The following is a 25,559-nucleotide window of genomic DNA, read 5'->3' as shown; positions in this document are numbered from 1 at the left end:
GCCTCAGGGCTGCGCGGTCCATACCGTGGCGGCTCCGTCGGCGTGGACCCGCGACCAGGAGGGATCGGCGTCGAGCCTCGCGGCCAGGGCCGACGGCGGCAGACCGGGGTTGTCAACGAGCATCGCGCAGGTGGCCCGATCGAGGGCGCCCGTCCGGTCCACACCCTCTGTGATGAGCCGGATGGCCTCGGCGTTGCGTTCGCGCCCCCAGTAGTCGGCCCGGGTGTCGATCCAGACCGGCACGTCGGGCCGGAGCAGGAGAACCGCGCCCGCAGCGTTCGGGTCCGAGACCAGTCGGCAGCCCTCCGGCAGGGATGCCAATGCGGCGGTCTCAGCGACGGGGCGACCGAGTCGGGATCCGGCCACGAACACCAGTGGCGACACGAGGACCAGGACGGTCGTGACGACGACGCGCCACGGCCGTCCGCCCATCCAGTGACGCAGGCGCGGGTGAGCGCGGGAGCCTGGGTCGAAGGCGCGGAGGCGCAGGCGGTCGACGACGACGGTGGCTCCAGCCGCCACGAGGGGCGCCATGGTCAGCAGGGCGAGCCCCAGGACGCGGATCGTGAAGAAACCGGCAACCGCGGCAGGGGCGGCGACGCAGAGCAGCGCTGCGGCCAGCGGCAGCCGACCGTCGTCGCGAAGATCCCGGTGCCGCCACAGCCACGCCGCGCTGCCGGCGCAGAGCGCCAGCGCAAGGGTCGCCACCGGCACCCACCGTGGCCACAAGCCGGGAGTCCACGTCGGCAGCCACTCCAGCACCACGCCTGATGCGGCGTCCTGGACCCGCCGGGAGAGTCGGAACACCTGTATCCCGTACGGACCTGAGACGACCCCGGCGCCGAGGCCGACGGCGAGGGCGGCGCTGAAGGCGAGTGTCCGACGGGCCGGGACGGAGGGCGTGAGGGACAGCAGGATGACGACGGCGACGACGAGAGCGGGCGCAAGGACCGCCCACGACAGGTGGATGCCGATCCCGAGGACTGCCACTCCGAAGCCGGCGCTCGCGAGGGCGACCACGCCGACGGGCGTCGCTATCCGCGCGAGGTGCGGAACGCTCAGGTGAGCCAGCCCCATGGCGAGCAGGAACAGGGTCTGTGCGACGAGCGCCCCGCGCGGAGAGAGCATGGGCAGCACCGGCAGCACGGCGACGAGGACCCCGGCGAGGGCAGGGAGTCCACGAGCCCCGAGCGCGCGCGAGAGGCCGAGAGCGATCAGCCCGTAGCAGAGGACCGAGGCGAACCCTACGGCGAAGAAGCCGGCGAAGCCGCCTGCCTGCCAGGCGAGTGCGAGGACGTCGTTCCACCATGGCGACGTTTGGACGAAAGGGCCCTCGACCGGCGCCCAGCTCCACGAATCCGGCCGGATCGTCGGCAGTCCGGCGAGGTTCTCGGTCCCGGCCCGGACCTGCCAGTAGGGGTCCCGCTCCTGGAGGACGCCGGCTCGCACGACGGCGAGGAAGGCGATGGCGACCCCCGCGAGTAGCCAGTCGCGCACCTTGCCGACGGGGACCGAGCCGGTCACGGAACGATCCAGCCCGTCGCCACCTGGAGCTGGTCGACGGCGACGCGGACGTCAGCGGGCGAGGTGGCCGACACCACGGACACGAAGGCCGTGGAGAGCAGGCCCTCGGGGTCGCGCTCACCCGGGCCACTCACCTCGATGGACAGGGTCGTCAGGCCGCGGGGCGCTGCCACCGTCACACTCAGCGGCGTCGCCGCGTCGGCGGACACCGCGGCGGTGGCCAGCAGCTCTCCACCGTCTTCGACGCGAACCGTGCGTCGCGCGGCTCCCAGCCCGGTCACCTCGAGAGTGAGCGTCACCTCGTGAGTCTCCGCGGTGAGGTTCGCGATGGAGAGTCCGGCGACCGGGCCGACCTTCTGCCCGGGCACGCCGCCGACCTTCTCCACCTCGTATGCCGCGACCGTGACCAGCACCGGCTCGAGCAGGCCGCGCGGGTCGCCGGACCGGCCATCGCTGACATCGCCCTCCGGCAGCCGGTAAGCGACGAACTCCTCGTCAACGGTACTCGCGACCGGCTCGCCGAACGCAGAACGCAGCCGGTCCGACGGGTCCTGCTCGGGGGTGAATCCCTGCGTGTCGACCTCGAGCGCGCAGAAGCCGGCGGCCCGCAGCTGCTCGCCGAGGGCGGCCAGGTCGGTGACGTCGACCGCCCTCATCCACGTCGACGCCGCGGTGCCGCGCATCGCCCCGGCCGAGAACCGCAGGTCGGAGTCCGCGAGGTACGGCCTCAGCTGGTCGTAGTCGTCCATGCCCAGGTACGGGCCGCTCTCGGGGTAGGCGACGACCGGGACCTGGAACACGCCGCACCCCGGCCCGGTGGCCCCCTGCAGCGTCGACACGTAGTCCTGGAGTCGAGCCATCGTCGTCGCCGCGGCCGCGTGGTCCGGTGCGGCGTCGGGGTTGGTCTGGTCCGCGACGCCGACGACCGTGACGAGGCCACCCACGACGAGGGCGGTCACCAGTCCGCGACGGCGCTCCAGCCTGGTCAGCAGCAGGCCGACGGCGAGGAGCGCGAGGACGAGGAGGTACAGCGACATCCGCGACCAGGTGCGCAGCTGTGGCGTCCCGAAGAACGCGATGAACGAGCCGAGCCCGCCCACCGTGTAGAGCAGGAAGGAGACGAGGGCGAGCCCGGACCAGTGCCGGAGGGCGGGGTCGGTGCGGCGCCCCGCGAGCAGCGCCGCGAGCCCGACCCCGGTGAGCACGACGAGACCGGCGACTCCGACGATGCCGAGTGCAGAGACCTCGACGGTCGCCCGCGTCGTCCCGTTGTACGCCTGCGACAGGAAGGCGAGCGGCTCCAGGCGGTGCTCGGGCCACGGCAGGAGCAGGTCCATGAGCTTGCCCGAGAAGACCTCGGACTCGCTCGGCAGCCGGGTCGCCGGGACCCGGCCGGTCACGAGGTCGCCGGCGGTGCCGAGCTTGGCGAGCACGAGCGGCACGGCGATGGTCACCGCGAGCCCGACAGCCACGGCGAGGCCACGGAACAGGTCGCGTGGGGCACCCACGACCCGCCGCGCGAGGGTGGCGGCCACCAGGAGCAGCAGGGTGTAGCCGACGTAGTACGCCCCGCTCAGCCCGACGACGAGGACGGCCGCGACGACCACGGTCCGCCGGGACCGGCTGCCCGCGACCGGACCCGTCCACAGGGGACGGCCGCGGCCGACCTCGAGCACGAGCCACAGCGCGACCGGGACGACCCAGTACTGGGCGAGGTACAGGTGGCCGAACCGGTCGGCGTGACCCGGGGCGTTGGCGAGCAGGACTCCCGCGACGAACCCGGCGATGGGCGACAGGCCCTGGCTCCGCGCCAGCAGGTACATCGTGACGCCCGTGAGCGGGAAGGCGGCGACGAAGTACAGCCCCCCGGCGGTGAACCCGCTGCCCACGACCAGCGCGATGACCTTGATGGCCGCGACGTGCAGCACGTTGAGCTCCGGGAACCAGGAGGCCGTCATTCCGGCGGGGAAGCCGAGGTCGGGGTTCGACCAGTACCAGCCGTGCTCGTGGATGGTCTTGAGCTGCATCGAGATCGACGTCTCGTCGAGGCCCAGCCCGAACGGGGTCGAGGGGTCCCACGAGAGCAGCCCCAGCGACGGAACGGCGGCCAGGAAGGCGACGACCGCGGTGACGGCCGCCCACCCGGCCTCGACACGGGGGCGGATGCCGACGTGCGGGGTCGATTCGGCGGAGCGCGTTCGAACCTCCGTGTCCGCCGCCATGGCATGGATTATGGTCGACCCGGCCCCCGATCCCCGGCACCTCGAGGAATTCACGTGATGTCGGTCTCCGGCGTGGTCGCGGAGCGGCGGTTGGCCGTCGGGACGGTGGCCGTGGGCCTGTGGGTGGCGGTGGCCGCATGGTTCGTCATCGTTGGCTCCGACCTCATGTGGGTCGTGGCCCTCGGCGACGTCGTGCGCTCGGGCGGGGGGGTGCCCAGCAGCCTGCCGTTCGCGTCGGCCCCGCAGGCCGAGTGGCACAACCCCATCGCGCTCGCCCAGGTGCTCTTCTCGGCGGTCCACGGGTTGGGCCCTGCCGGCCTGGCCTCGTTCCAGCTGCTCATCGTCGCCGTGACGCTCACGGTGGTGCTCGCCGAGGGGCGTCGGCTCGGCGGCGGCGAGGGCCGCGGCGCCCTCGTCGTCTCCCTCGTCGTCATCGGCGCGTCGGTCCACCTCGTCATCGCGCGGCTGCCCTCGCTCTCACTCGTCCCCTTCGTCGTCGCGATGGCCGTCCTGCGGCACCAGCACGACCGGCCGAGCCGGGCCATCTGGTGGCTCGTGCCGCTGTTCATCGTGTGGGGCAACCTGCACGGGGGAGTGCTGGTCGGGCTCGCGGTTCTCGGCGTGTTCCTCGTGGCCTCGCCTGGCGGGGGGCCGCTGCTGCGCCGCGTCGGCGTCGGGGCGGGTTGTGCGCTGACCTTCGTCGTCACCTCGGCCGGTGTCCACACCCCGGCGTACTACATCTCCGCCCTGGGGAACGAGGCGGCGGCGCGCGGCACCGACCTCTGGGCCCGGCCCAGCCTGACCCACCCGCTCGACGTCGCGATGATCGCGGCCGCGGTCGTCCTGGCCGTGCTCGCGGTGCGGGGGCGTCCCCCACTGTGGGAGTGGCTGGCCACGGCGGGCCTCGTGCTGGGAACGGCCTCGGCCGGCCGTCACGGGATCTGGCTCCTGCTGTTCCTCGCCCCGGCGGCGATGCGGGCGCGTGAGCCGGCCCGCGTCGCGCTCGCTCCCGTTGCCGCCCGCGTCGTCGCGATCGTCACGCTGGTCGCGGTGGCGGCCTCGGCCGCCGCGGCGTTCACCGTCCGAGGCGCAGCGGTGGGGCCGCCCGGCAGCGAGGTCGTCGACGTGGTCCGCAAGGCAGCGCAGGGCCGACCGGTGCTGGCGTCCGAGCCGCTCGCCGAGACGCTCGCCCAGGCCGGTGTCACCGTGTGGGCGGCCAACCCCATCGACGCCTTCCCGCGTGACGTCCAGGCGAGCTTCCTGGACTTCCTCCACGACGGCACCGTGCCCGACGACCCGGACATCGCCCTCGTCGTCGTCGGGGCGGACGCGGCTCCCGCCGTCGAGCGGGGTGGGGACTGGACGCCGAGCCTGCGGGTCGACGGCTACGTGCTGCTCACCCCGGCACCGTGAGGACCCCTCGGGTCAGCTGCGGCGCCAGAGCCGGTACGTGCCGTCGTCCGCCGCGGGCACCCATCCCGGGTCTGCGGACAGGGCCCGGTCGAGCGCCTCGTCCTCGGCGGCGACGACGACCTCGACGCCGTGCTCGTCGGCGTACGCCTGCCAGCCCGGCTCGGCGTCCGTGAACGACTCGTACGCCGCTGCTGTCGAGGGGGTGTAGACCTCGGCCCGCAGGTCCCGCAGCGGCCGGAGGCCCGGATGCTCGGCGAGGACCCAGCCGGACACCCGGACGTCCACGGCGGCGACGGTTCCCCCCGGGAGCCCGGCGAGGGCGGCGTCGACGCTCGAGCCGAGCGGCCCCGACGAGGGGGCACCCCAAACGACGCCGGGGGCGAGAGCGATGACGACGGCCGCGGCGACCAGCGGGCCGGCCTCGCGCCGCGAGAACGACGGGGACCGCGCCGACGGGAACGCCCGGACCAGCGCCGGGACCAGCAGCAGCGCAGCGAAGGCGACCGTGCGGACGGAGTAGGCCGCCAGTCCGGCAGCGGCGAGCGCGAAGGCGAGCGCTGCCGGGTCGACCGGGCGCCGCGTCAGGGTGCGCAGGACGATGACGGCCACCGCGGCGAGGACCAGGAGGTACAGGGGGTTGGTGACGGTCGGTGGCTGCCACTCGTTGACGCCCGCCCGCGCGCTGGCACTGACGGCGAACGGCTCGAGGAGCAGGCGGGGGCCCAGGGGAGTGGCCGCCGTGACGGCGACCGCCGCGGCAAGCACCCCCATGACCCCGGGCCACCGCGTCGTCGAGCGCCGGGTGAGAAGGGCGACGAGCACCGCGAGGCCGCCGAACGCCAGGCCGAGGGCCCACGTGCCGTGCAGCATGGCCCACACCCAGGCGATCGGCACGAGCACCCAGCGAGGACGGCCGTCGGCGAGCGTGCGGTCCCACAGCAGGACGGTGACGGCAGCGAGAGCCAGACCCGCCACCTGCGGCCGCTCCGCCCAGGCGGCGGCGGTCGTGGCGGCGACGAGGACGACGACACCAGTGGCCCGCGCCGGGGTCATCGCCCGGCGGGCCGTGGCGTACGTGGCGGCGAAGAGGACGAGCAGCGCGAGCAGGCGCAGGACCCGCAGGCCCGCGAGACCCGCGGCGTCGACGATCAGGGAGCCGAGGATCTCGGCGAGCCATTGGGTGGGGAGGTAGGCCCGGTCCGCCAGGACGACGAGGGGGTCCGGCAGCGAGCCGAACCACTCACCCCGCCGCAGCTCGCGCCCGATCCGCAGGTGGAGCCACACGTCGACGTCGACGGCATTGCGGAAGCGCAACAGAAGGGCGGTGAGCGCCGCCAGCGCCGCCGCGAGGACCCAGTGGTCGGCAAGGGCGCGATCGAACCGCCGGCGCACGGCAGGCGCGGGCGCCTCTGTGCGTCCGGTGCCGGCGGGGCGGATGGGGGGCACGCCTCAGGAGCATTCCATGCGGGCCCACGCAAGCGGACTCGGCACGATCGGCCGAACGGACGATCCTCCCGCGACGTTCGGACAGCGGAGGTAGACCCGCTTGGGCCATGTGCGCGAGCCGCTTGATCGGGAGACTGGTTCTTGCTCGACAACCACTCGGCTTCCCGAGACCTACACCCGAAAGGTTCCACTGCCATGACCAAGGCACTCATCAAGCTTCAGCAGCTCCGCTCCGAGAAGGGTGCGACCGCGGTCGAGTACGGCCTCATGGTCGCCCTCATCGCGATCGTCATCATCGTCGCCGTCGCCCTCCTGGGTGGCAACCTCAGCACCCTCTTCAACTCGGTCGCCGGCAGCGTCTGAGCCGGACGGGCTCCCGAGGGCGTCGGCCGCGGTCGGATCACCCGGCCCGGTCGGCGCCTTCCTCGTCACCGCACCAGAAAGAAGCCCCTGCCATGCCCCACACGCTCCGCGTTCGCGTTGCACGCGCCACCCGGTCGGACGACGGCGCCACTGCCGTCGAGTACGCGCTGATGGTCGGGATGATCGCCCTGGTCATCATCGTCGCCGTCACCCTGCTCGGCACCAACCTCTCGACCTTCTTCAGCGGAGCGGCGACGAGCATCTGATCCAGTAGCACAGCCGAAACCCCTGACGCGCGATCGCTGCGCAGTTTACTATTCGTTGACTTTGGACGCGGGCGCAGCCGAGGCTGCCCGACCGCCGGACTCTCCCGAGAGGAGACACGCTGTGACCGCACGCCGAGACCGGACCGACCGCGGCGCCGCCGCCGTCGAGTTCGCCCTGCTCCTGCCCGTCCTCTTCCTCATCATCGGCGCGACGATCGACTTCGGCCGCTTCTTCTACACCCAGAACATCACCGTCAACGCGGCCCGCGAAGGCGCCCGGATGATGGCCCTCGGGTACCCGGTCGGCACTCCCGCCACCAACCCGTCGGCCGCCCGGCGCGTGTCCCAGGCGATGATCGCGACGCCGACGTACACGGCCACCTACCGCTTCATCCCGGCCTCCGGCTCGCCTGTGGTCAACGGCGCGTGCCCCACCTCGGGCGCCCAGCCCGGCGACCACGTCGACGTCACGGTCACGGTCGACACCTTCTCGTTCATGGTGCTCGACCCCGCCTTCAAGATCCTGGGCGGCAGCATCGCCCAGCCCAAGCCCAGCGGTACCGCAGATGTGAGGTGTGGCGGATGACCAGGTCCAGCCGGACGCGCGCCGAGCGCGGCGGAGTCATGACGATCGTCGGCATCATGCTGGCCACCGGGGTGTTCCTCGGGATGGCGAGCATCTCGATGGACGTCGGCCGCATCCTCGTCGAGAAGCGTGAGCTGCAGAACTCCGCCGACGCAGCGGCGGTGTCGCTCGCCCGCGACTGCTGGCTCACCCCCGCCAACTGCAAGGCCACCGAGGCGACCGCGGTCGGGCTGACCAACCGCAACGCCTCCGACGGGACGAGCACGATCCAGTCCGTCTGTTCGGTCAACATCGCGGGCAGCCCGGTCAACGGCTGCCCTGTCTCGACGGCGACCTTCGCCGACTGCGCGCCCCTGCCGCCGGCGTTCGGCGCGATGTCGGGCCTGCCCTACGTCGAGGTCCGGACCCGGACCCGCACGACGAGCGGCGGCAGCTCGTTCTCGAACTGGCTCGCGGGTGCCGCCTTCGGCGGTCCCTCCACCAGCAGCGCGGGCGCCTGCGCCCGTGCAGCGGTCGGCACTCCCGCTTCGGGCATCGCCACGCTGCCGATCACGTTCTCGGCCTGCGACTGGCAGCGCGCCACCCTCGGCACCACCGGCGGTGGCGGCGGCCTCTACTACGCCTCGCCGGTCTACAACGGCGCGAACCCGTACGGGTACACCGGCGCCGGCCAGCCCTCGTGGCCGCTGCCCGCCGTGCCGGCTCCCGGCTTCCTGCCGGGCAACGAGGTCATCCTCCTGTCACAGAACCCGCCCGGCGGCGCCACCCCGGCCGGCACCTGCCCGAACTGGAACGGCCACGCCCTGCCCGGCGGCTTCGGGGTCCTCGAGACCAACGGCGGCGACCCGTGCAGCATCAAGGAATACCCGTTCCACTGGATGAAGACCGACCCCGGCAACAACACCTCGTGCGACCTGTCGGCGTACGTGGGCAAGGTCGTGAACCTCCCGATCTTCGACTGCACGCACACGTCCGCGCCCGGCGCCGAGCCGCCGATCGGCAACTGCGACACCGGCAACGGCAGCAACGCCTTCTACCACCGGGTCGGGTACGCCCAGTTCTACCTCAGCGGCTACAGCATGAACGTCACCGGCGGCATCCCCAACAAGGTCAAGAGCCTGGTCAGCAACAGCTTCCCGTGCAACGGGGCGAACCGCTGCCTCTCCGGGTGGTTCCTCAAGGGCTCGCTCTCCGCAACCGCCCTGTCCGGGCCCCCCACGGCAGGTAACTTCGGCACCATCGCGGCCGTCCCGGCCGGCTAGTCCACAACTTCATCCCTGCACTCCCTTCCTCGCATCCTCGGTAAGGAAACACTCTGATGGGTCGACGCATCCTCGCCATCCTCGCTGCCGCCGTCATCGCGCTCGTCGGTGCCGTCCTCGTGCTGCTCTACGCACGCGGGGCCGACGCCCGGGCGGTCGAAGCGGCCAGCCCCTCCGTGGTCTACGTGACCAACGCGGTCGTCCCCGCCGGCACGTCGATGAAGGACGCGGTCCGGCTCGGTCAGATGACCCAGACCGAGGTCGCCACCCGCGCCAAGCCCCTCGGCGCGCTCGAGACCATCGACGACACCAACGGGGCCCTCGTCGCGCTCACCGACATCGCCCCCGGCCAGTACGTCCTCGACGCCGCCTTCGGCGAGACCCCGCTCGGCGAGAAGGCGCTCCAGGTGGCCTCCGGCAAGCTCGCCGTCTCGGTGCAGCTGCAGGACCCGGCCCGGGTCGGCACCTTCGTGACGCCCGGCTCGTACATCACGATCTTCATGACCTACCAGCTCAAGGACCTCAACACCGACGCCAAGGCCGAGGTCTTCAACGAGCAGGACGTCAAGGGCACCTCGATCCTCCTCGACAACGTCAAGGTCATCGCGATGGGCGACGCGTCGCTCACCCCGGCCCAGACGCCCGAGGGCGAGGAGGCCCCGGCCACCGCACCGAGCTTCCTCGTCACCCTCGAGGTGGACGCCCAGCAGGCCGCCCGCCTCGTCCACGGCGTCAACAACTACACGCTGTACGCCGGCCTGCGCGGCTCCGAGCTGAAGATCGACCCCGACCTGGCGGTCAGCGACCTGACGATGCTGACGGACAAGACCCGGTGAACATCCTCTGGGATCCCGACCCCAGCGCGATCGAGCGGTACCGGTTCGCGCTCGGCCCCGACACGCAGGCCCTCGACTCGTCGGGGATGGTCACCCGCGCCATCCACGACAACACCCAGGTCGAGCAGGTCATCATCGGCTCCGACGTGCCGCTGGACCAGGCCTGCCAGCTGGCCGAGGGCGCGCGACTCGAGCGGCCCGAGCTCGGCGTCATCCTGCTACGCACCCGGGTCGACGTCACGGCGCTCTCCCAGGCGCTGCGCGCCGGGGTGCGCGAGGTCGTGTCCGCCGACGACCACACGGCGATCGCCGAGGCGCTCCGGCGCAGCCGCGACCTCACCTCCCGGCTCATCGGCCACGCCTCTGGTGGGACCGTGCGCGAGGGTCGGGTCGTCACCGTGTTCTCCGCCAAGGGCGGGGTCGGCAAGACCACGCTCTCGACGAACACCGCCGTGCACCTGGCCCACAGCGGGCTGAAGACCCTGCTCGTCGACCTCGACCTGTCCTTCGGCGACGTCGCGATCAGCCTCCAGCTCGTGCCGGCCCAGTCGGTGTTCGACGCGGTCTCGATGAGCGGCAACCTCGACGACCAGGCGCTGGCCAGCATCGTCGTCACCCACGAGGAGAGCGGGCTGCACGTGCTGTGTGCCCCGAACGACCCCGGTGACGCCGACCGGATCCCGGTGCCGACGATCACCGAGATCCTCAAGGTCGCCCGGCGCAGCTACGACTACGTCATCGTCGACACCCCGCCGTCGTTCACCGAGCACGTGCTCGCCGCCGTCGACCTCTCCGACTCCCTCATCCTCATCGCGACCCTCGACATCCCGGCGGTCAAGAACCTCCGGGTGGCCATCGACACCCTCGACATGATCGGCAGCCCCAAGGACTCCCGGATCATCGTGCTCAACCGGGCGGACGCCAAGGTGGGGCTGCGGGCCGAGGACGTCGAGGCGGCGATCAAGGCACCGATCGCGGTCAACATCCCCAACTCGCTCACCGTCCCCGCGTCGGTGAACCGAGGCGTCGCCATCGTGCTCGACGAGCCGAAGGCACCCGTCGCGACCTCCATCAAGGAACTCGTCGACTCCCACATCCGCGTCGCGCGGGCGGACGACACCCCGGCAGGCCTCAACGGGTCCGCCGACGGTGCCACCCCGTCCGCGCGCAAGAGCCTTTTCAGGGGGCGTAAGTGAGTCTCGCCGACCGTCTTGACAGTGTTCGCCGGGCCCAGGCCGCAGCCGAGGCGCCGACCACCCAGAACGTCAACGGGCCCCGGGCCGGGGCCGCCGCCAAGCGGCGCGGCCACGACCCGTTCCAGGAGGTGAAGAACCGCGTCCACCAGGGCCTCATCGACACCCTGGGCCCGCGGCTCTACGACCCGCACCTGCCCGAGAACGAGTTGGCGGCCCAGGTGCGCCAGACCCTCCAGTCGACGATCGACGCCGAGCAGACCCCGCTCTCGCACGCCGACCGCACCCGGATCGCCCAGGAGGTCTCGGACGAGATCCTCGGCCACGGCCCGCTCGAGCCGCTGCTGCGTGACCCGGACATCAGCGAGATCATGGTCAACGGCGCCGACATGATCTACGTCGAGCGCAGCGGCAAGCTGTACAACGTCGACACCCACTTCTCGAACGAGGCCCACCTGCGCCGCGTCATCGACAAGATCGTCGGCCGGGTCGGCCGGCGCGTCGACGAGGCCAGCCCGCTGGTGGACGCCCGCCTGCCCGACGGCTCCCGTGTCAACGCGGTCATCGCCCCCATCGCCCTCGACGGCGCGATGCTCACGATCCGTAAGTTCAGCCAGGACCCGTACACCGACGCCGACCTCATCGCCTTCGGGACGATCACCCCGCCGGTGCGCGACTTCCTCAAGGCGTGCGTGCTCGGCCGTCGCAACATCATCATCTCTGGTGGTACCGGCTCCGGTAAGACGACGACGCTCAACGTCATCTCCTCGTTCATCCCCGAGGACGAGCGCATCGTCACCATCGAGGACGCCGCCGAGCTCCAGCTGAACCAGGACCACGTCCTGCGGCTCGAGTCCCGCCCCGCGAACATCGAGGGGCGCGGGTCCATCTCGATCCGCGAGCTCGTCCGCAACTCCCTGCGTATGCGCCCCGACCGCATCGTCGTCGGCGAGGTCCGCGACGGCGCCGCGCTCGACATGCTCCAGGCCATGAACACCGGCCACGACGGGTCGATCACCACCGTCCACGCCAACACCCCACGTGACTCCCTGGCCCGCCTCGAGACCATGGTGCTCATGGCCGGCGTCGACCTGCCGGTGCGTGCCATCCGCGAGCAGGTGGCCGGCGCGCTCGACCTCGTCGTCCAGCAGGCACGCCTCAAGGACGGATCGCGCCGCATCACCGCGATCAGCGAGGTCGTCGGCATGGAGGGCGAGATCATCACCCTCCAGGACATCTTCGCCTTCGACTGGGCGGCCGGCCGCGACGAGAACGGGCGCTTCAAGGGCACCCTCATCTCCACCGGGCTGCGACCCAAGTTCCTCCAGGACCTCCAGGACCTCGGCGTCGACGTGCCCCCGACGCTCTTCATCAACGGGGCTCGCTGACCGTGGGTGCCCGATCCATCGCTCGGACGGCCTTCTCCCGGATGGGACTGGGGGCCGTCGTCGCCACGACCCTCGTGCTGCCCGTGCTCGCCGCTCCGGCGGCGTCCGCGGACGTGCCGTCGACGCTCAGCGACGTCCGGGTCACCGACAGCACGCTGACGGCGACGCTCGTCCTGCGCTCCACCTCCAAGGCGCTCAAGGTCAACCCCTCGTCCGTCGAGGCGACCATCGGCGGCGAGCGCGCGAAGGTCAGCGTGGAGCCGGCCGAGCGCAAGGACCGGTCGACGATGCTCGTCATCGACACGAGCGGGTCGATGGAGGCCTCCGGGATGGCGACGGTGCGCGCCGCCGTCAAGGAGTTCCTCGCCACCGTGCCCGACGACGTCAAGGTCGGAGTCGTCTCGTTCGCCTCGACCTCCGGGGTCGACGTCGCGCCGACCACCGACCACGCGAAGGTGAGCAAGGCGGTGGGGTCGCTGCGGTCCAAGGGCGAGACCTCGCTCTACGAGGCCGTCCAGGACGCCGTGCGCGGCCTCGGCACCGACGGTGAGCGCAGCATCGTCCTGCTCAGCGACGGCGGTGACACCGTCTCGCGCATCGAGGGTGGCGCCGCTCGGGAGAAGAGCGAACGCAACAAGGCCCTCAACGCGCTGAAGAACGCCAAGGTGCGCGCCGAGGTGGTGGCCTTCAGGTCCCCGGACTCCAACACGGACGTGCTCGAGCAGTTCGCCGAGATCGGTGGCGGCTCCGTCGTCAACGCCGGCAACACCTCCGCGGTCTCGACGGCGTTCAACGCCGCCGCCCAGGCCCTGGTATCCCAGGTCGTCCTCACCGTCGAGCGGCCGTCCGGGGTGTCCGGCACGCAGCCGGTCGTCGTGTCCGGGACCGCGTCGGGGGAGTCGTTCACGCTCACCTCCGACGTCGACCTCGGCGACACCGCCCCGGTGGAGGTCGATGCCGATCCCGACCCCGTGCTCGGAGCCGGTGGGTCACGCGGCGACACCAGCGCCTTCTCCGCGGTGGCGCCTCAGCTGCTCATCCCGGCCGTCGTCGTCGTGTTCCTCGGGATATTCCTCATGTCCATCGCCCTCGCCGGCCCGACGTTCCGCAGCAAGCGCAGCGAGCGGCTCCAGGACGTCGAGGCCTACGGCTTCGGCAAGGCGCGCCAGGCGCAGAAGCAGGCCGCTCCGACCGCCGTGATCAGCGAGTCGCTCGTGCACATGGGCGACCAGATCATGGAGGGGCGGGAGTCGACGACCAAGACGATGGCTCTGCTCGAACGCGCCGACCTGCCGTGGCGGGCCGGGGAGTGGCTGGTCCTGCGGCTGCTCGCCATGGTCATCGCGGCCATCGCCGGCGGGGTGCTGTGGGAAGCGCAGGCGCTCGTCGGGGCTGCCCTCGGTGCCGTGCTCGGGTTCATCGTGCCCCCGGTGATCCTCCGGTTCCTCGCCGCCCGGCGGGCCCGCAAGTTCGAGACGATCCTCCCCGACGTCATGATGCTCGTCGCGACCTCGCTGAGCTCGGGCTTCAGCCTGCTCCAGGCGCTGGACTCGGTGGCCAAGGACGCCCCCGAGCCGGCGGCCAAGGAGTTCTCGCGAGCCCTGGCCGAGGCGCGCATCGGCTCCGACGTCAGCGACGCCCTGGACCACATGGCGGTGCGTCTCGACAGCCCGAACATGCGGTGGACGACGATGGCCATCCGGATCCAGCGCGAGGTGGGTGGCAACCTCGCCGAGACCCTGCGCACGACGGCCGCCACCCTGCGCGAGCGCGAGATGCTCAAGCGCCAGGTGAAGGCGCTCTCCGCCGAGGGCCGGCTGTCGGCCTACATCCTCGTCGCCCTGCCGATCGGGCTGTTCTTCTACAGCATGTGGACGAACTACGAGTACGTCAGCTTGCTGTGGACCCGCGCGATGGGGCTGGCCATGCTCGGCGCCGGCATCGTCTCCCTGTTCGTCGGCATCCTCTGGATGCGCCAAGTCGTCAAGATCGAGGTCTGAGATGTTCCTCCTCGTCGCCGGACTCGTCTTCGTCACCGTCGCGATCCTCGTCATCGTGCTGGCCGTCTCCGCCGGCGGTGGCAGCACCACCGGGGTCGCCAAGTCGCTCGAGATGCTCAACTACAAGGCGTCGAGCCGCGAGGTGGGCCGCAACCAGCTCGGCGCCCGGGACCGCCTCGTCGCGCCCCTCCAGGACCGGCTGCGCGCGATGGCCGTGCGGCTGTCGCCGGCCGGCACCGGCGGCCGGATCGCGCGCTCGCTCGACAAGGCCGGCAACCCCGCCGCCTGGACCGTGGAGCGGGTCATGGGCGCCAAGGGGCTCGCCCTGCTCATCGGGCCGGTCGTCGTGTTCGCGGTCATGGGGCTGGACGTCACGAGCGTGCTCGCCGCGGCGGCCGCGGCCGCGGTCGGTTTCTTCGTTCCCGACCTCCTCGTCTACAACCTCGGCCTCAAGCGGCAGAAGGAGCTGGGCAAGGGTCTTGCCGACTCCCTCGACATGCTCACCGTCTGCGTCGAGGCCGGTCAGGGCTTCGACGCCGCCATCCTCCAGGTCGCCCGCACCGTCGAGGGCCCGATCGCCGGTGAGTTCGCCCGCGTGCTCTCCGAGATGCAGATCGGCAAGTCGCGCGGCGAGGCGTTCTCGGCTCTCGGCGACCGCACGACGGCCCCCGAGGTGAAGAACTTCGTGAGCACCCTGGTGCAGGCCGACCGCCTCGGCCTCCCCATCGCCGCGGTGCTGCGAGAGCAGACCAAGGAGATGCGTGTCGTCCGCCGGCAGAAGGCCGAAGAAGCCGCTCAGAAGGTGACCGTCAAGATCCTCTTCCCGCTGCTGCTCTGCATCTTCCCGGCCCTCTTCATCGTCATCATCGGGCCCGGCGCCATCAAGATCGTCGACGCCTTCTCGGGCGGCGGTCTCTGAGCGCGAGGGAGCGGCCGGCCCGAGGGCCGGCACCGCGGGTCAGGTGCGCTCGACGTCCTGGACGAGCCCGAGCCGCACGGCAGCGATGACGGCGCTGGCGCGGTTGTGGGCGCCGAGCTTCTCGTAGATCTTGCCGATGTGCGTCTTGACCGTCGACGGGCTCATGTACAGGGACTTGCCGACCTGCGCCACCGACGAGCCCTCGACGAGGAGCTTGAGCACCTCGGTCTCGCGACTCGTCAGGGTGGTGGGGGGCTGCTCGTGGCGCCGGCGCATCGCCTCGGCGAGGCCGCTGGCCGAGAACTCGAGCGGGAAGTCCGCGGCTCGGCGCACGGCCGAGACCACCTGGTCGGACGGGGCGCTCTTGCGCACGAGCGCCGACGCGCCGGCGTCCAGGGCCTCCAGCAGCGTGGAGTCGTCGTTGAGCATCGTGAGCACGACGAGGCCGATGTCCTTGGACTGCTCCCGGACGAGCCGCACGAGGTCGAGCCCGCTGCCGTCGGGCATCGTCACGTCGATGACGGCGACGACCTTGCCGGGCGGCGGGGTGCGCAGGAGCTTGTCGAAGAGCGCTCGCCCCTCGGTGAGGGACCCGGCCTGACCGACGACCGAGACCTCCTGCTGCGCGCCGAGCATCCCGGCGACGGCCTCCCGGACCACCGCATGGTCGTCGACGAGTACGACACTGATGGCCACGGACCCTCCTACGGTCTTCAGGTAGCCCGGCTCGCCCCGACGGGGCTGGGCTCCTCGACGCTCAGGCTAACGGTCAACCGGCCGTTCGACTCGTTGCGCACGTGGAGTGTCCCGCCGAGCTCTCCGATCGACGGCGCCGAATAGGTGCGTCGAGCCCGCTTGGGGTCGCCGTCGTGCGAGACGTCGACGTTGGCCGGCCCGACGACCGAGCTGCTGAGGCTGACCCAGGCGTTGCGGGCCCCGGAGGCCTGGGCGTCGGCGAGCACGTCCATGACGAGGCGGTGCACGAGCATCTCGACGCGCGGGTCCAGTCGGCGCCGGCCCTCACTGACGGTGATGGTCGTGCGGACCCCGGTCATGCTGCCGAAGCTCTGCACGGCGGCGCCGAGGACCGCGCCGAGGCCGGAGCCCGGCCGTTCGGCGACCCGCAGGTCCGTGATGTGCAGCCGCAGGTCGGCCATCGCCTCGCTCAGGCGCTCGCGCAGGCCGTCGAGGGCGTCCCGGACGTGGGTCCCGGGCGGCCCGGACTGGGCGCGCAGGGCGTCGATCTGGTAGCCGAGCGCTGCCAGCTCCTGGGCGATGCCGTCGTGGATGTCGCGGGCGATCCGGTTGCGCTCCTCGAGACTGGCGTACTGCCGCAGGTTGCCGAAGAGAAGACCGGCCTGGACGGTGGGCGCGAGCCGCTTGGTCACCTCGGACACCGCTCGCCGCTCGGCCTCGGTGAAGCCGTGCTCGACGCTGCGCTCGACGATGACGACCGTGGTGGGGCCGGTGCCGTAGGCGAACGGGACGACGAGCGCCAGACGAGGACCGAGCTCGTCCTCGAACGGCACCTCGGTGGGCTTCCAGCTGGCGGCGTTGGACGTGAGGATCTGGGAGAGCGCGTCGGCGAGGTGCCATGGCGCGCGCGTCGACCCGCGGAGGGCGACCGGCACGAGGTGCTCGGCGTCGGAGGAGACGAGCACGGCGCTGCGGGCCGAGGGCACCTCGGCCGACAGCAGGTCGAGCGCGAGGGTGGCGCCCGCCGGGGCGTCGAGCCCGGTGGCCATCTCCTCGGACAGGTCGTGGAGCCGCTCGATCAGCTGGATCGCCTCGCGGGCAGCCGGGTCCGCGTCGTCGAGCTCCTGCTCAAAGATGAGCCGCTGGTTCCAGGAACCGAGCGCGCCGAGGACGAGTGCCGCGGCGACCCACGCGAGGAAGCCGGCGCCCACGTACTCGGCCCGGCTCGCCGGGCTGGCCAGCACCGCGGCGAAGGCGAGGCCGGCGACGACGGCGGCGAACAGGTAGCCGGCCCGGCCGAAGCGGGTGCCGAAGTGGTACGCCGGGATGAGGATGAGCAGGGCGGCGCCGATGCCGGTGGTCGCGTAGCCGGTGCCCGCGGCGCCGGCGGCCAGGGCCAGCAGCGTGAGGACGACGGAGTCGAGCAGGCCCTGCCGCGCGATGGGCATCCGGTCGAGCGCGTCGACGACGAGGTCGAGGACCACGACGAGGAGGAACCACGGCAGGACGACGACGAAGGACTGCGTCGCGACGGCGAGGAAGATGCTGAGCACCGCGAAGGCCAGGCGGATCTTCGCCGATGCGTCCGTCCTCAGCAGGGAGAAGGTACGGGCCACGTGCTCAGGGTACGTGGGCAAGGCGGCCCGCCACCCCGAATCAGGGGGGCTAGTCCACGGTGCTGTGTGATGATTGGCTCGCCGCAACCGATGTGACCTGGGGAAGGACGAGACGGAGTGAAGGGACGCGTGCTCGTCGTCGACGACGATCTGGCGCTCGCCGAGATGCTGGGCATCGTGCTGCGCTCAGAAGGCCTGGACTCCGAGCACGTCGCCGACGGCTCGTCGGCGATGGACGTGTTCCGCCACTACCGGCCCGACCTCGTGCTCCTCGACGTCATGCTCCCGGGCATCGACGGCCTCGAGGTGTGCCGCCAGATCCGGGCTGAGTCCGGCGTCCCCATCGTCATGCTCACCGCGCGCACCGACACCGTCGACGTCGTCGTCGGTCTCGAGTCCGGGGCCGACGACTACGTCGTCAAGCCCTTCAAGCCCCAGGAGCTCATCGCCCGGGTGCGGGCCCGGCTGCGCCGCGGGGACGAGCCGGAGCCCGAACGCCTGACGATCGGCGACCTCGAGGTCGACGTGGCCGGGCACTCGGTGACCCGCGACGGGGCCCCGCTCTCGCTGACCCCGCTCGAGTTCGACCTGCTCGTCGCGCTCGCCCGCAAGCCGTGGCAGGTGTTCACCCGTGAGGTGCTCCTCGAGCAGGTCTGGGGCTACCGGCACGCCGGCGACACCCGGCTCGTCAACGTCCACGTGCAGCGCCTGCGGTCCAAGATCGAGCACGACCCGGAACACCCCGAGATCGTCGTGACCGTGCGCGGGGTCGGCTACAAGGCGGGTAAGGGCTGATCGTGTCCGGCTCGGCCGGCCTCGGCGTACGTCCCACGGCGACGCGCCTCCGGCTCACCCACGCGGGCCGCTCGCTGGGCGAGGCCGGGCGCGCCGTGCGGGCAGGGCTCGTGGCCCTGCGCCGGCGGTGGCGGCAGTCGCTGCGGCTGCGGGTCGTCACGACGACGATGCTGCTCGGCCTGCTCGTCGTGTCGATCCTCGGCTCGGTGCTGCACGCGCAGATCGCCTCGGGCCTCGAACGCAGCCGCGTCGAGAGCTCGCAGCAGGAGGCCCTGGCCCTGACCGCCCAGGCCCAGACCTACTGGGACGGGTCCACCTCGACCACCGTCGACGAGCTCAACCAGTCCGCGCGCGACATCATGGGCCGGATCCTCAGCGCCCCCGGGCCCGACCCCACCCGGTACGTCGTCATGAGCCGGTCGCTCGAGAACCAGAGCGACGTCGTCCTCGCCAGCGTCACGAGCGGGGCCCTCGACCTATCCGTCGTCAGCACCGAGCTCCAGCAGGCGGTCGCGGCGCAGCCGACCCGGCTGCAGACCCAGCTCACCGAGGTGACCGTCGGCGGCCGGGACGTGCCCGCCGTCGTCGTCGGCAGCGTCGTGCAGGTGCCGAACGCCGGGCCGCACGACCTGTACTTCATCTTCCCGATGGAGCAGGAGGTCGCGACGATGGACCTCATCGGCCGGGCGTTCCTCATCGCCGGGGTCATCCTCACCCTCCTCGTGGGCGCGGTCGCCTGGGTCGTGACCCGCCAGGTCGTCACCCCGGTCCGCCGGGCGGGGGAGGTGGCGCAGCGGCTGTCCGCCGGCCGGCTCAACGAGCGGATGCCGGCGCGCGGCGAGGACGACCTCGCGCTCCTCGCGACGTCGTTCAACAACATGGCCGACAGCCTCCAGTCCCAGATCCGCCAGCTCGAGGGACTATCGGCGGTCCAGCAGCGGTTCGTCTCCGACGTCTCGCACGAGCTGCGGACCCCGCTCACGACGATCCGGATGGCGGTCGACGTCATCCACTCCAGCCGCGAGGGCTTCGCCGAGCCCTCGGTCTCCCGCTCCGCCGAGCTGCTGGCCGGCGAGCTCGACCGGTTCGAGGAGCTCCTCGCCGACCTCCTCGAGATCAGCCGCTTCGACGCCGGCGCCGCCGCCCTGGACGTCGAGCCGGTCGACCTCGTGGGCACACTCGAGCGGGTCGTCGCCGCAGCAGGCCCGCTCGCCGAGCGGCGCGGGAGCACCGTGACGATCCACGCCCCCGGCCCCGCCGAGGTCGAGGTCGACGAGCGGCGGGTCGAGCGCATCCTGCGCAACCTCGTCGTCAACGCCGTCGAGCACGGCGAGGGCCGCCCCGTCGACGTCCACGTCGGGGTCGCCGACGACGCGGTCGCGGTCGTCGTCGAGGACCACGGCGTCGGGCTGCGTCCGGGCGACGCGGCGAACGTGTTCACCCGCTTCTGGCGGGCGGACCCGGCCCGGGCCCGTACCACCGGCGGCACCGGGCTCGGCCTGTCGATCTCGCTCGAGGACGCCCGGCTGCACAACGGGTGGCTCCAGGCCTGGGGCGAGCCGGGGGTCGGGTCCCGCTTCCGGCTCACCCTGCCGCGTGCGGCGGGCGGCACGCTGCACGGGTCCCCGCTGCCCCTGAGCCCGAAGGACCTGTGATGCGCGGGCGCCGGCTCACCGCCCTGGCGGCCGTGCTCGTCGGTGCCCTGCTGGCGGGGTGCGGCGGCCTGGCGAGCAGCGGGCCGGTGCGCTCGGGCCTCGAGGTGGGCTCGGGCGAGAGCATCGAGCTGCGGCAGTTCTTCCCCGGTCCCCAGCCCGGGGCCGGCCAGGAAGGCATCGTCCTCGGCTTCATCCGCGCCGGGGCCGCCAGCGACGGGGCGTACGAGACGGCCCGGCGGTTCCTCACCGCCTCGGCCAGCGAGGCGTGGAACCCCGACCGCACCCTGGTCCTCCAGAGCGGTGACGATGCGCCCACCGTCACCCAGGTCGACCCGGCCACGGTCGCGCTGACGGTGCGGGTCGCGGGGACGGTCAGCGCCTCCGGGCGGTACGAGGCGGCGCTGCCGGGCACGACGGTGACCTCGACGTTCTCCTTGACCTCCGTCAACGGGGAGTGGCGTGTCGACGGCCTGCCCGAGACCTTCGGGCGCTGGATCAAGCGCAGCGACGTGCCGCGGCTCGTCCGGCCCTTCGCGGTGCACTACGTCTCGCTGAGCCGGCGCGCGACGGTGCCGGACGTGCGGTGGTTCCCGCTGGACCGGCTGGCCGCCCGGCTCGCCCGGGCCCAGATCGACCCCGTCCCCGGTTTCCTCCAGGGGGCCGCCGTGTCCGCGGTCCCGGTCGGCGCCCGGCTGCTCGGGGACGCGGTCTCGGTCGAGAACGGCGTCGCCGAGGTCAACCTCATCGCGGGCAGCCTCGAGCCGGGCCAGGCGACCCGGCAGAACCTGTGGGCCCAGTTCGTCACGACCCTGACCCAGGACCCGGCGGTGTCGGCGGTGACACTGGCCGTCGACGGAGTCCCGGTGGATCTCGACGGGGTGGCCGGGCCGGTCTCGACGCTCAGCAGGGTCGGCTTCCCGGCCCCCGCGCCGGACACCTCGACGACCAAGCCCGTGGTGCGCCGCGGCTCGGAGGTCTCCGTGTTCGACCCGGGGGCCAACGCCCAGGAGCAGGGGAGGCAGGCGGGCCCTCCCACCTCGGACTATCCGGCCGTCCCCGAGGGGTACTCGCACCTGGCGCTCTCCGCGGACGGCGCCGAGCTCGCCGCGGTCGACCCCGACGGCGACGGCGTCTCGCGCTGGCGAGCCGGCGCCCGCAGCGAGGTCCCCGGCCTCGGGACGCGGGTCTCCGCCCCGGCGTACGACCGGCGTGGGTTCCTCTGGGTGGGAGCGGTCCGCTCGTCCGAGGACCGGCTCTTCGTCGTCGACGCCCGGTCCGACGCCTCCGACGAGGCCAGGGCAGCCCCCAGCCCGGTGGTCGCGCCCTGGCTCCAGGGGCGTCGCGTCGTCGAGGTCCGCGTCGCCGCCGACGGCGACCGGGTGGCCGTGCTGTCGACGACGATGGCGGGCCGCAGTCCCCGGGTCGACCTGGCGGGGATCCAGCGGGACGAGGCGGACCGGCCGCAGCGGCTCTCCGCGCCGTTGCGGCTCGGGGTGGGCTTCGCGTCGGCCCGGGGGCTGGTGTGGCTCGACGACCAGACCCTCGCGACGGTCGCGGCGATCCGCGGTGCCGACCCGCGCCCGACCCTGCTCTCGGTCGGCGGCGAGCTGACCGCCCTCGAGGAGGTCGACGGGGCGCTGGAGGTCGCGACGACGGGCGGCGAGCGGAACCTGTACGTCGTCACCGACGAGGGGCGGCTGTTCATGCGGTCCGGGCCGCGGTGGGTCGACAGCGGCCCCGCCGACGACCTGGCCTCGGCTGCCGGCTGACCGTCCGTCGTCCACATCCCGTCAGGGGTTCCCGCTCGCTGTCCACACCCCGGGCACACCTGTGGCACGCCGCGGCCCGGCCGCGCAGCCTGGAGGGCATGGACCACGTCATCGGTGGGCTGGCCCGCACCGCCCGCGCCGCCGCCAGGCTCGTGCTGCCCGCCCGGTGCGCGGGGTGCGGCCGGGCCGGGCACCCGTGGTGCGGCGCGTGCCGGGGTGCCGCCCGCCGCCCGCCGCCCCCCGTGCCGCCGCTCGGGTCCTCGATGGCGCCGGGGGCGCCGCGCACCTGGTCGGCCACGGTGCTGGAGGGTCCCGTCCGGGCCGCGGTGACCGCCCACAAGGACGGCGACCGGCGCGACCTGCGGGCCGTCCTCGCGCCGCTGCTCGCATCCGCTCTCGTCCGGGCCCTCGCCGAGGACGACGGGCTCCGCACCCTGCGCGGGCGGGGGAGCGAGGTGCTCGTCGTGCCCGTCCCGTGCTCCGGTGCCGCCCGTAGGCGCCGGGGTGGCGACCCCGTGGCGGCCCTCGCGGAGGCCGCGGCGACGGCCGTCGACCCCGACGCCCTCGTCCTCGGCGACGTGCTCCGCCACACCCGGCGGGTCGCCGACCAGAGCGGCCTCGGGCGGGCCGCGCGAGGCGCCAACCTCGCCGGGGCACTCGCGGTGCGGCCGGGCCGCCGAGGCCTGGTCGACGGCGCTGGATGCCTGCTGCTCGACGACGTCGTCACCACCGGGGCCACCCTCGCCGAGGCCGCCCGCGCACTGCGCGCAGCCGGGGCGCGGCACGTCGCCGCGGCCACCGTGGCCGCTACCCCCCACCGGTGACCTGCGAGTCCGTACTCTCGGTTGTGGGGCACCCCCGCGTTGGCTAGCGTCTGGGTATGGACCCCGTTCTCGGGAGGTGGTGCCACTGACGCCGGATCCGCGCTGAGCCCCCACATCACCGTGCATGAGGAGGACCGTATGGACATTGTTGTCACCGGACGGCACCTGAACGTCTCCGACCGTTTCCGCGACCACATCGAGGAGAAGCTGGGGAAGGTCACCCAGCTCGAGCCCCGGACGCGGCGCGTCGAGGTGAAGGTCAGTCACGAGCCCAACCGCCGCCAGGCCAAGGCCTGCGACCGCGTCGAGATCACCTGCTACGCCAAGGGCCCCGTCGTGCGGGCCGAGGCGTGTGCGGACGACAAGTACGCCGCGCTCGACGTCGTCGTCGACAAGCTCATGGAGCGGCTCAGGCGGCGCAGCGACCGGCGGCAGGTCCACCGCGGCCGCAAGATCCCCGAGTCGGTGGCGCGCGCCACGGCCCGGATCCAGACCCCGCTCGAGACCGACCACTCCCACTCCGACACGGTCGAGGAGGGCCCCTTCGGCGACTCGCCGATCGAGGTCCGCGAGAAGGTGCACCGGTCGGCGCCGATGTCGCTCACCGAGGCGCTCGCCGAGATGGAGGCCGTCGGGCACGACTTCTACCTCTTCCACGACGTCGACACCGACCGCGCGAGTGTGCTGTACCGGCGACGCGGGTGGTCCTACGGGGTGCTCCACCTCGACCTCGACGGCACCCTCGAGGTCGGGGACCCGGCCGGCACCGACGACGTGCGGGCCGCGGCGTCCTGACACCCGGTCATCCGCCCAGGACTGTCCATCGCGCTTTCTACCTGCGACGATAGGCCCGTGGACATGTCGAGGGATGAACGAACCCCCGGTCGCGACGACAGTCGCGTACCGGGGGTCATCCGGGTGGCCATCGCCGACGACCACGCCATGTACCGCCAGGGCATGGCCGTGGTCGTCGAGCTCGATGGCGTCGCCCGGGTGGTGGGGCAGGCGAGCAACGGTGACGAAGCCGTGGAGCTGTGCGTCCGGCTGAAGCCGGACGTCGTGCTCATGGACGTGCGGATGCCCGGGGTCGGGGGGATCGAGGCGTGCCGGCGCCTCCATGCGCTCGTCCCGGAGGTCCGCATCCTCATGCTCACCATGAGCGACGACGAGGGGGACCTCTTCGAGGCCGTCAAGGCCGGCGCCAGCGGGTACCTGCTCAAGGACCTGCCGGGTGAGGAGGTCGCCGACGCCATCCGGCGGGTGCACGACGGGCAGGCGATCATCCCGCCCGGGATGGCCGCGACCCTGCTCCAGGAGTTCACCCGGCTGAGCCACGAGACCGAGCCGGCCGCCGGCGAGCACGTCCGGCTCACCGACCGCGAGGTCGAGGTGCTCCGGCTCGTCGCCCGGGGGCTGGTGAACCGCGAGATCGCCGACGACCTCGGCATCGCCGAGAACACCGTGAAGAACCACGTGCGGAACATCCTCGAGAAGCTGCACCTGCACTCCCGGGTCGAGGCCGCGGTGTACGCCCACCGCCAGCGCCTCATGCCCACGGATGGCTGACCGGGCCCCGGTCCGGCTCTCCCGCCCCGCCGCGCGCCGGGTCGCCCTCGCCGCGCAGGGCTTCGCCCGCCCGCGGCCCGAGCGTCCCGGCATCCGGGACGTGCAGCGGGTCATCGACACGGTCGCCGTCGTCCAGATCGACAGCGTCAACGTCGTCGTCCGCAGCCACTACCTGCCGTTCTTCTCTCGGCTCGGGCCGTACGACCGCGCGCTCCTCGACCGGGCCCGCGACACCGCGCCCCGACGCGTGGTCGAGTACTGGGCGCACGAGGCTTCGCTCGTGGCGCCGGCGGCCTGGCCGCTGCTGGACTTCCGGATGCGGCGGGCGCGCGACGACGCGTGGGGCGGGATGCGGAGGGTGGCCCGCGACCACCCCGAGCTCGTCGACGTCGTCCGCGCCGAGGTGACGGCCCGGGGGCCGATGACGAGCCGTGAGGTGGAGGCCGCGCTTGCTCACGACCTGCCCCGGGAGCGGGACGAGTGGGGCTGGAACTGGTCACTGGTGAAGAACGCGCTCGAGCACCTGTTCTGGGCCGGTGAGCTGTCCAGCGCCGGGCGGACCGGCCAGTTCGAGCGGCGCTACGCCCATCCGGCCCGGGTGCTGCCGCCCGGGGTGCGTGCCGAGGCCCTGGACCCGGCCCGGCGGCCGTCCGACGACGAGGCGTTCCGTCGCCTCGTCGAGATCTCGGCGCGCGCCCACGGTGTCGGCAGCGAGCAGTGCCTGCGCGACTACTTCCGGCTCAGACCCGAGCAGGCCCGCCCCGCGATCGAGGCGCTCGTCGCCGACGGCGTCCTGCTCCCGGCCACCGTCGACGGCTGGCGTCGGCCGGCCTACCTGCACCGGGACGCCCGCCGGCCCCGCCGGGTGAACGCCCGTGCCCTGCTGTCGCCGTTCGACTCCCTCGTCTGGCAGCGGGACCGGACCCGGGCGCTGTTCGGCTTCGACTTCCGCCTCGAGATCTACGTCCCGCAGGAGCAGCGCGTCCACGGCTACTACGTCCTGCCCTTCCTCGTCGGCGACGAGCTGGTCGGGCGGGTCGACCTCAAGAGCGACCGGGCCGCAGGAGTGCTGCGGGTCCGCCGCCTCACGTGGGAGCCGGGGCGCGGAAGCCCAGGCGACCGGGACGAGCTCGACGACGAGCTGGACCTCCTCGCGTGCTGGCTGGGACTGATGGGGGTCGTGTGGGCTTGAAGGGCCGAACGTCGTTGCTTCCGTAGTC

General features: G+C 72.7%; 22 protein-coding genes. 17 read left to right on the top strand and 5 right to left on the bottom strand.

What is annotated here, in order from left to right:
* Positions 1-3 precede the first annotated feature (3 nt).
* On the bottom strand, positions 4-1,524 hold the full coding sequence (locus Q0963_RS03855; RefSeq protein WP_299442803.1) for a hypothetical protein: 1,521 nt from the start codon (positions 1,522-1,524) through the stop codon (positions 4-6).
* A complete protein-coding gene (locus Q0963_RS03850; RefSeq protein ID WP_299442800.1) occupies positions 1,521-3,746 on the bottom strand; it encodes a hypothetical protein in 2,226 nt (741 codons plus the stop codon). Before Q0963_RS03850 ends, Q0963_RS03855 begins: the two co-directional genes overlap by 4 nt.
* Before the next feature lie 57 nt (positions 3,747-3,803).
* Here Q0963_RS03850 and Q0963_RS03845 point away from each other — a divergent pair, with 57 nt between their 5' ends.
* Positions 3,804-5,159 (top strand): hypothetical protein, encoded by a 1,356-nt coding sequence (locus Q0963_RS03845; protein ID WP_299442797.1) that lies wholly within the window; start codon positions 3,804-3,806, stop codon positions 5,157-5,159.
* Between the two features lie 12 nt (positions 5,160-5,171).
* Here Q0963_RS03845 and Q0963_RS03840 read toward each other — a convergent pair whose 3' ends face one another.
* Positions 5,172-6,551, bottom strand: a complete 1,380-nt coding sequence (locus Q0963_RS03840; protein WP_299442794.1) for a hypothetical protein — start codon at positions 6,549-6,551, stop codon at positions 5,172-5,174.
* Positions 6,552-6,800: 249 nt separating this feature from the next.
* Here Q0963_RS03840 and Q0963_RS03835 point away from each other — a divergent pair, with 249 nt between their 5' ends.
* The 9 genes from Q0963_RS03835 to Q0963_RS03795 all read left to right on the top strand — a co-directional run bounded on the left by Q0963_RS03835 (position 6,801) and on the right by Q0963_RS03795 (position 15,418).
* A complete protein-coding gene (locus Q0963_RS03835; protein WP_299442791.1) occupies positions 6,801-6,968 on the top strand; it encodes a Flp family type IVb pilin in 168 nt (55 codons plus the stop codon).
* 92 nt (positions 6,969-7,060) lie between these two features.
* Complete coding sequence (locus tag Q0963_RS03830; RefSeq protein WP_299442788.1) at positions 7,061-7,234, top strand: Flp family type IVb pilin; 174 nt, start codon at positions 7,061-7,063, stop codon at positions 7,232-7,234.
* 121 nt (positions 7,235-7,355) lie between these two features.
* Positions 7,356-7,820 (top strand): TadE/TadG family type IV pilus assembly protein, encoded by a 465-nt coding sequence (locus tag Q0963_RS03825; protein ID WP_299442786.1) that lies wholly within the window; start codon positions 7,356-7,358, stop codon positions 7,818-7,820.
* Positions 7,817-9,082, top strand: coding sequence for a pilus assembly protein TadG-related protein (locus Q0963_RS03820; RefSeq protein WP_299442783.1), 1,266 nt, complete (start codon positions 7,817-7,819; stop codon positions 9,080-9,082). The genes Q0963_RS03825 and Q0963_RS03820 overlap by 4 nt, the downstream gene beginning before the upstream one ends.
* Before the next feature lie 56 nt (positions 9,083-9,138).
* Positions 9,139-9,918: an RcpC/CpaB family pilus assembly protein gene (locus Q0963_RS03815; protein WP_299442780.1), complete on the top strand. Its 780-nt coding sequence runs from the start codon at positions 9,139-9,141 to the stop codon at positions 9,916-9,918.
* Complete coding sequence (locus tag Q0963_RS03810; RefSeq protein WP_299442777.1) at positions 9,915-11,114, top strand: AAA family ATPase; 1,200 nt, start codon at positions 9,915-9,917, stop codon at positions 11,112-11,114. Before Q0963_RS03815 ends, Q0963_RS03810 begins: the two co-directional genes overlap by 4 nt.
* The gene (locus Q0963_RS03805) at positions 11,111-12,499 is read left to right on the top strand and encodes a CpaF family protein (protein ID WP_299442774.1); all 1,389 of its coding nucleotides are present in this window, start codon (positions 11,111-11,113) and stop codon (positions 12,497-12,499) included. The genes Q0963_RS03810 and Q0963_RS03805 overlap by 4 nt, the downstream gene beginning before the upstream one ends.
* A gap of 41 nt (positions 12,500-12,540) precedes the next feature.
* Positions 12,541-14,499 (top strand): type II secretion system F family protein, encoded by a 1,959-nt coding sequence (locus tag Q0963_RS03800; RefSeq protein WP_299442771.1) that lies wholly within the window; start codon positions 12,541-12,543, stop codon positions 14,497-14,499.
* Position 14,500: 1 nt separating this feature from the next.
* Positions 14,501-15,418, top strand: a complete 918-nt coding sequence (locus Q0963_RS03795; protein WP_299442768.1) for a type II secretion system F family protein — start codon at positions 14,501-14,503, stop codon at positions 15,416-15,418.
* A gap of 39 nt (positions 15,419-15,457) precedes the next feature.
* On the opposite strand, the gene Q0963_RS03790 is transcribed toward Q0963_RS03795, so the two are convergent.
* Complete coding sequence (locus tag Q0963_RS03790; RefSeq protein ID WP_299442765.1) at positions 15,458-16,114, bottom strand: LuxR C-terminal-related transcriptional regulator; 657 nt, start codon at positions 16,112-16,114, stop codon at positions 15,458-15,460.
* Between the two features lie 17 nt (positions 16,115-16,131).
* Complete coding sequence (locus tag Q0963_RS03785) at positions 16,132-17,730, bottom strand: sensor histidine kinase (protein WP_299442762.1); 1,599 nt, start codon at positions 17,728-17,730, stop codon at positions 16,132-16,134.
* Positions 17,731-17,847: 117 nt separating this feature from the next.
* Between Q0963_RS03785 and mtrA the strand changes: the two genes are divergently transcribed.
* The 7 genes from mtrA (at position 17,848) to Q0963_RS03750 (ending at position 25,531) form a co-directional block, all read left to right on the top strand.
* Positions 17,848-18,525: an MtrAB system response regulator MtrA gene (gene mtrA, locus Q0963_RS03780; RefSeq protein ID WP_299442759.1), complete on the top strand. Its 678-nt coding sequence runs from the start codon at positions 17,848-17,850 to the stop codon at positions 18,523-18,525.
* A gap of 2 nt (positions 18,526-18,527) precedes the next feature.
* Complete coding sequence (gene mtrB, locus Q0963_RS03775) at positions 18,528-20,180, top strand: MtrAB system histidine kinase MtrB (protein WP_299442756.1); 1,653 nt, start codon at positions 18,528-18,530, stop codon at positions 20,178-20,180.
* Positions 20,180-21,949, top strand: coding sequence for an LpqB family beta-propeller domain-containing protein (locus tag Q0963_RS03770; protein WP_299442753.1), 1,770 nt, complete (start codon positions 20,180-20,182; stop codon positions 21,947-21,949). The genes mtrB and Q0963_RS03770 overlap by 1 nt, the downstream gene beginning before the upstream one ends.
* Before the next feature lie 98 nt (positions 21,950-22,047).
* Positions 22,048-22,773 (top strand): ComF family protein, encoded by a 726-nt coding sequence (locus Q0963_RS03765; RefSeq protein WP_299442750.1) that lies wholly within the window; start codon positions 22,048-22,050, stop codon positions 22,771-22,773.
* Positions 22,774-22,911: 138 nt separating this feature from the next.
* Entirely contained in the window at positions 22,912-23,568 is a 657-nt protein-coding gene (gene raiA / locus Q0963_RS03760) for a ribosome hibernation-promoting factor, HPF/YfiA family (protein WP_299442747.1), read from the top strand.
* Positions 23,569-23,691: 123 nt separating this feature from the next.
* The gene (locus tag Q0963_RS03755; RefSeq protein ID WP_299442744.1) at positions 23,692-24,339 is read left to right on the top strand and encodes a response regulator transcription factor; all 648 of its coding nucleotides are present in this window, start codon (positions 23,692-23,694) and stop codon (positions 24,337-24,339) included.
* On the top strand, positions 24,332-25,531 hold the full coding sequence (locus Q0963_RS03750) for a winged helix-turn-helix domain-containing protein (protein WP_299442741.1): 1,200 nt from the start codon (positions 24,332-24,334) through the stop codon (positions 25,529-25,531). The genes Q0963_RS03755 and Q0963_RS03750 overlap by 8 nt, the downstream gene beginning before the upstream one ends.
* Positions 25,532-25,559: the final 28 nt, after the last annotated feature.

The organism is uncultured Phycicoccus sp. (assembly GCF_947495705.1).
Taxonomy (GTDB): domain Bacteria; phylum Actinomycetota; class Actinomycetes; order Actinomycetales; family Dermatophilaceae; genus Phycicoccus.
Note: the sequence above shows the minus strand (reverse complement) of the source record. Positions and strands in the feature narration are given on the sequence as shown.

Coding starts and splice junctions, on each gene's coding strand:
- Q0963_RS03850 (WP_299442800.1), bottom strand. CDS start 3,746: ATGGCGGCGGACACGGAGGTTCGAACGCGCTCCGCCGAATCGACCCCG.
- Q0963_RS03845 (WP_299442797.1), top strand. CDS start 3,804: ATGTCGGTCTCCGGCGTGGTCGCGGAGCGGCGGTTGGCCGTCGGGACG.
- Q0963_RS03835 (WP_299442791.1), top strand. CDS start 6,801: ATGACCAAGGCACTCATCAAGCTTCAGCAGCTCCGCTCCGAGAAGGGT.
- Q0963_RS03830 (WP_299442788.1), top strand. CDS start 7,061: ATGCCCCACACGCTCCGCGTTCGCGTTGCACGCGCCACCCGGTCGGAC.
- Q0963_RS03820 (WP_299442783.1), top strand. CDS start 7,817: ATGACCAGGTCCAGCCGGACGCGCGCCGAGCGCGGCGGAGTCATGACG.
- Q0963_RS03815 (WP_299442780.1), top strand. CDS start 9,139: ATGGGTCGACGCATCCTCGCCATCCTCGCTGCCGCCGTCATCGCGCTC.
- Q0963_RS03800 (WP_299442771.1), top strand. CDS start 12,541: ATGGGACTGGGGGCCGTCGTCGCCACGACCCTCGTGCTGCCCGTGCTC.
- Q0963_RS03795 (WP_299442768.1), top strand. CDS start 14,501: ATGTTCCTCCTCGTCGCCGGACTCGTCTTCGTCACCGTCGCGATCCTC.
- Q0963_RS03770 (WP_299442753.1), top strand. CDS start 20,180: ATGCGCGGGCGCCGGCTCACCGCCCTGGCGGCCGTGCTCGTCGGTGCC.
- Q0963_RS03765 (WP_299442750.1), top strand. CDS start 22,048: ATGGACCACGTCATCGGTGGGCTGGCCCGCACCGCCCGCGCCGCCGCC.
- raiA (WP_299442747.1), top strand. CDS start 22,912: ATGGACATTGTTGTCACCGGACGGCACCTGAACGTCTCCGACCGTTTC.
- Q0963_RS03750 (WP_299442741.1), top strand. CDS start 24,332: ATGGCTGACCGGGCCCCGGTCCGGCTCTCCCGCCCCGCCGCGCGCCGG.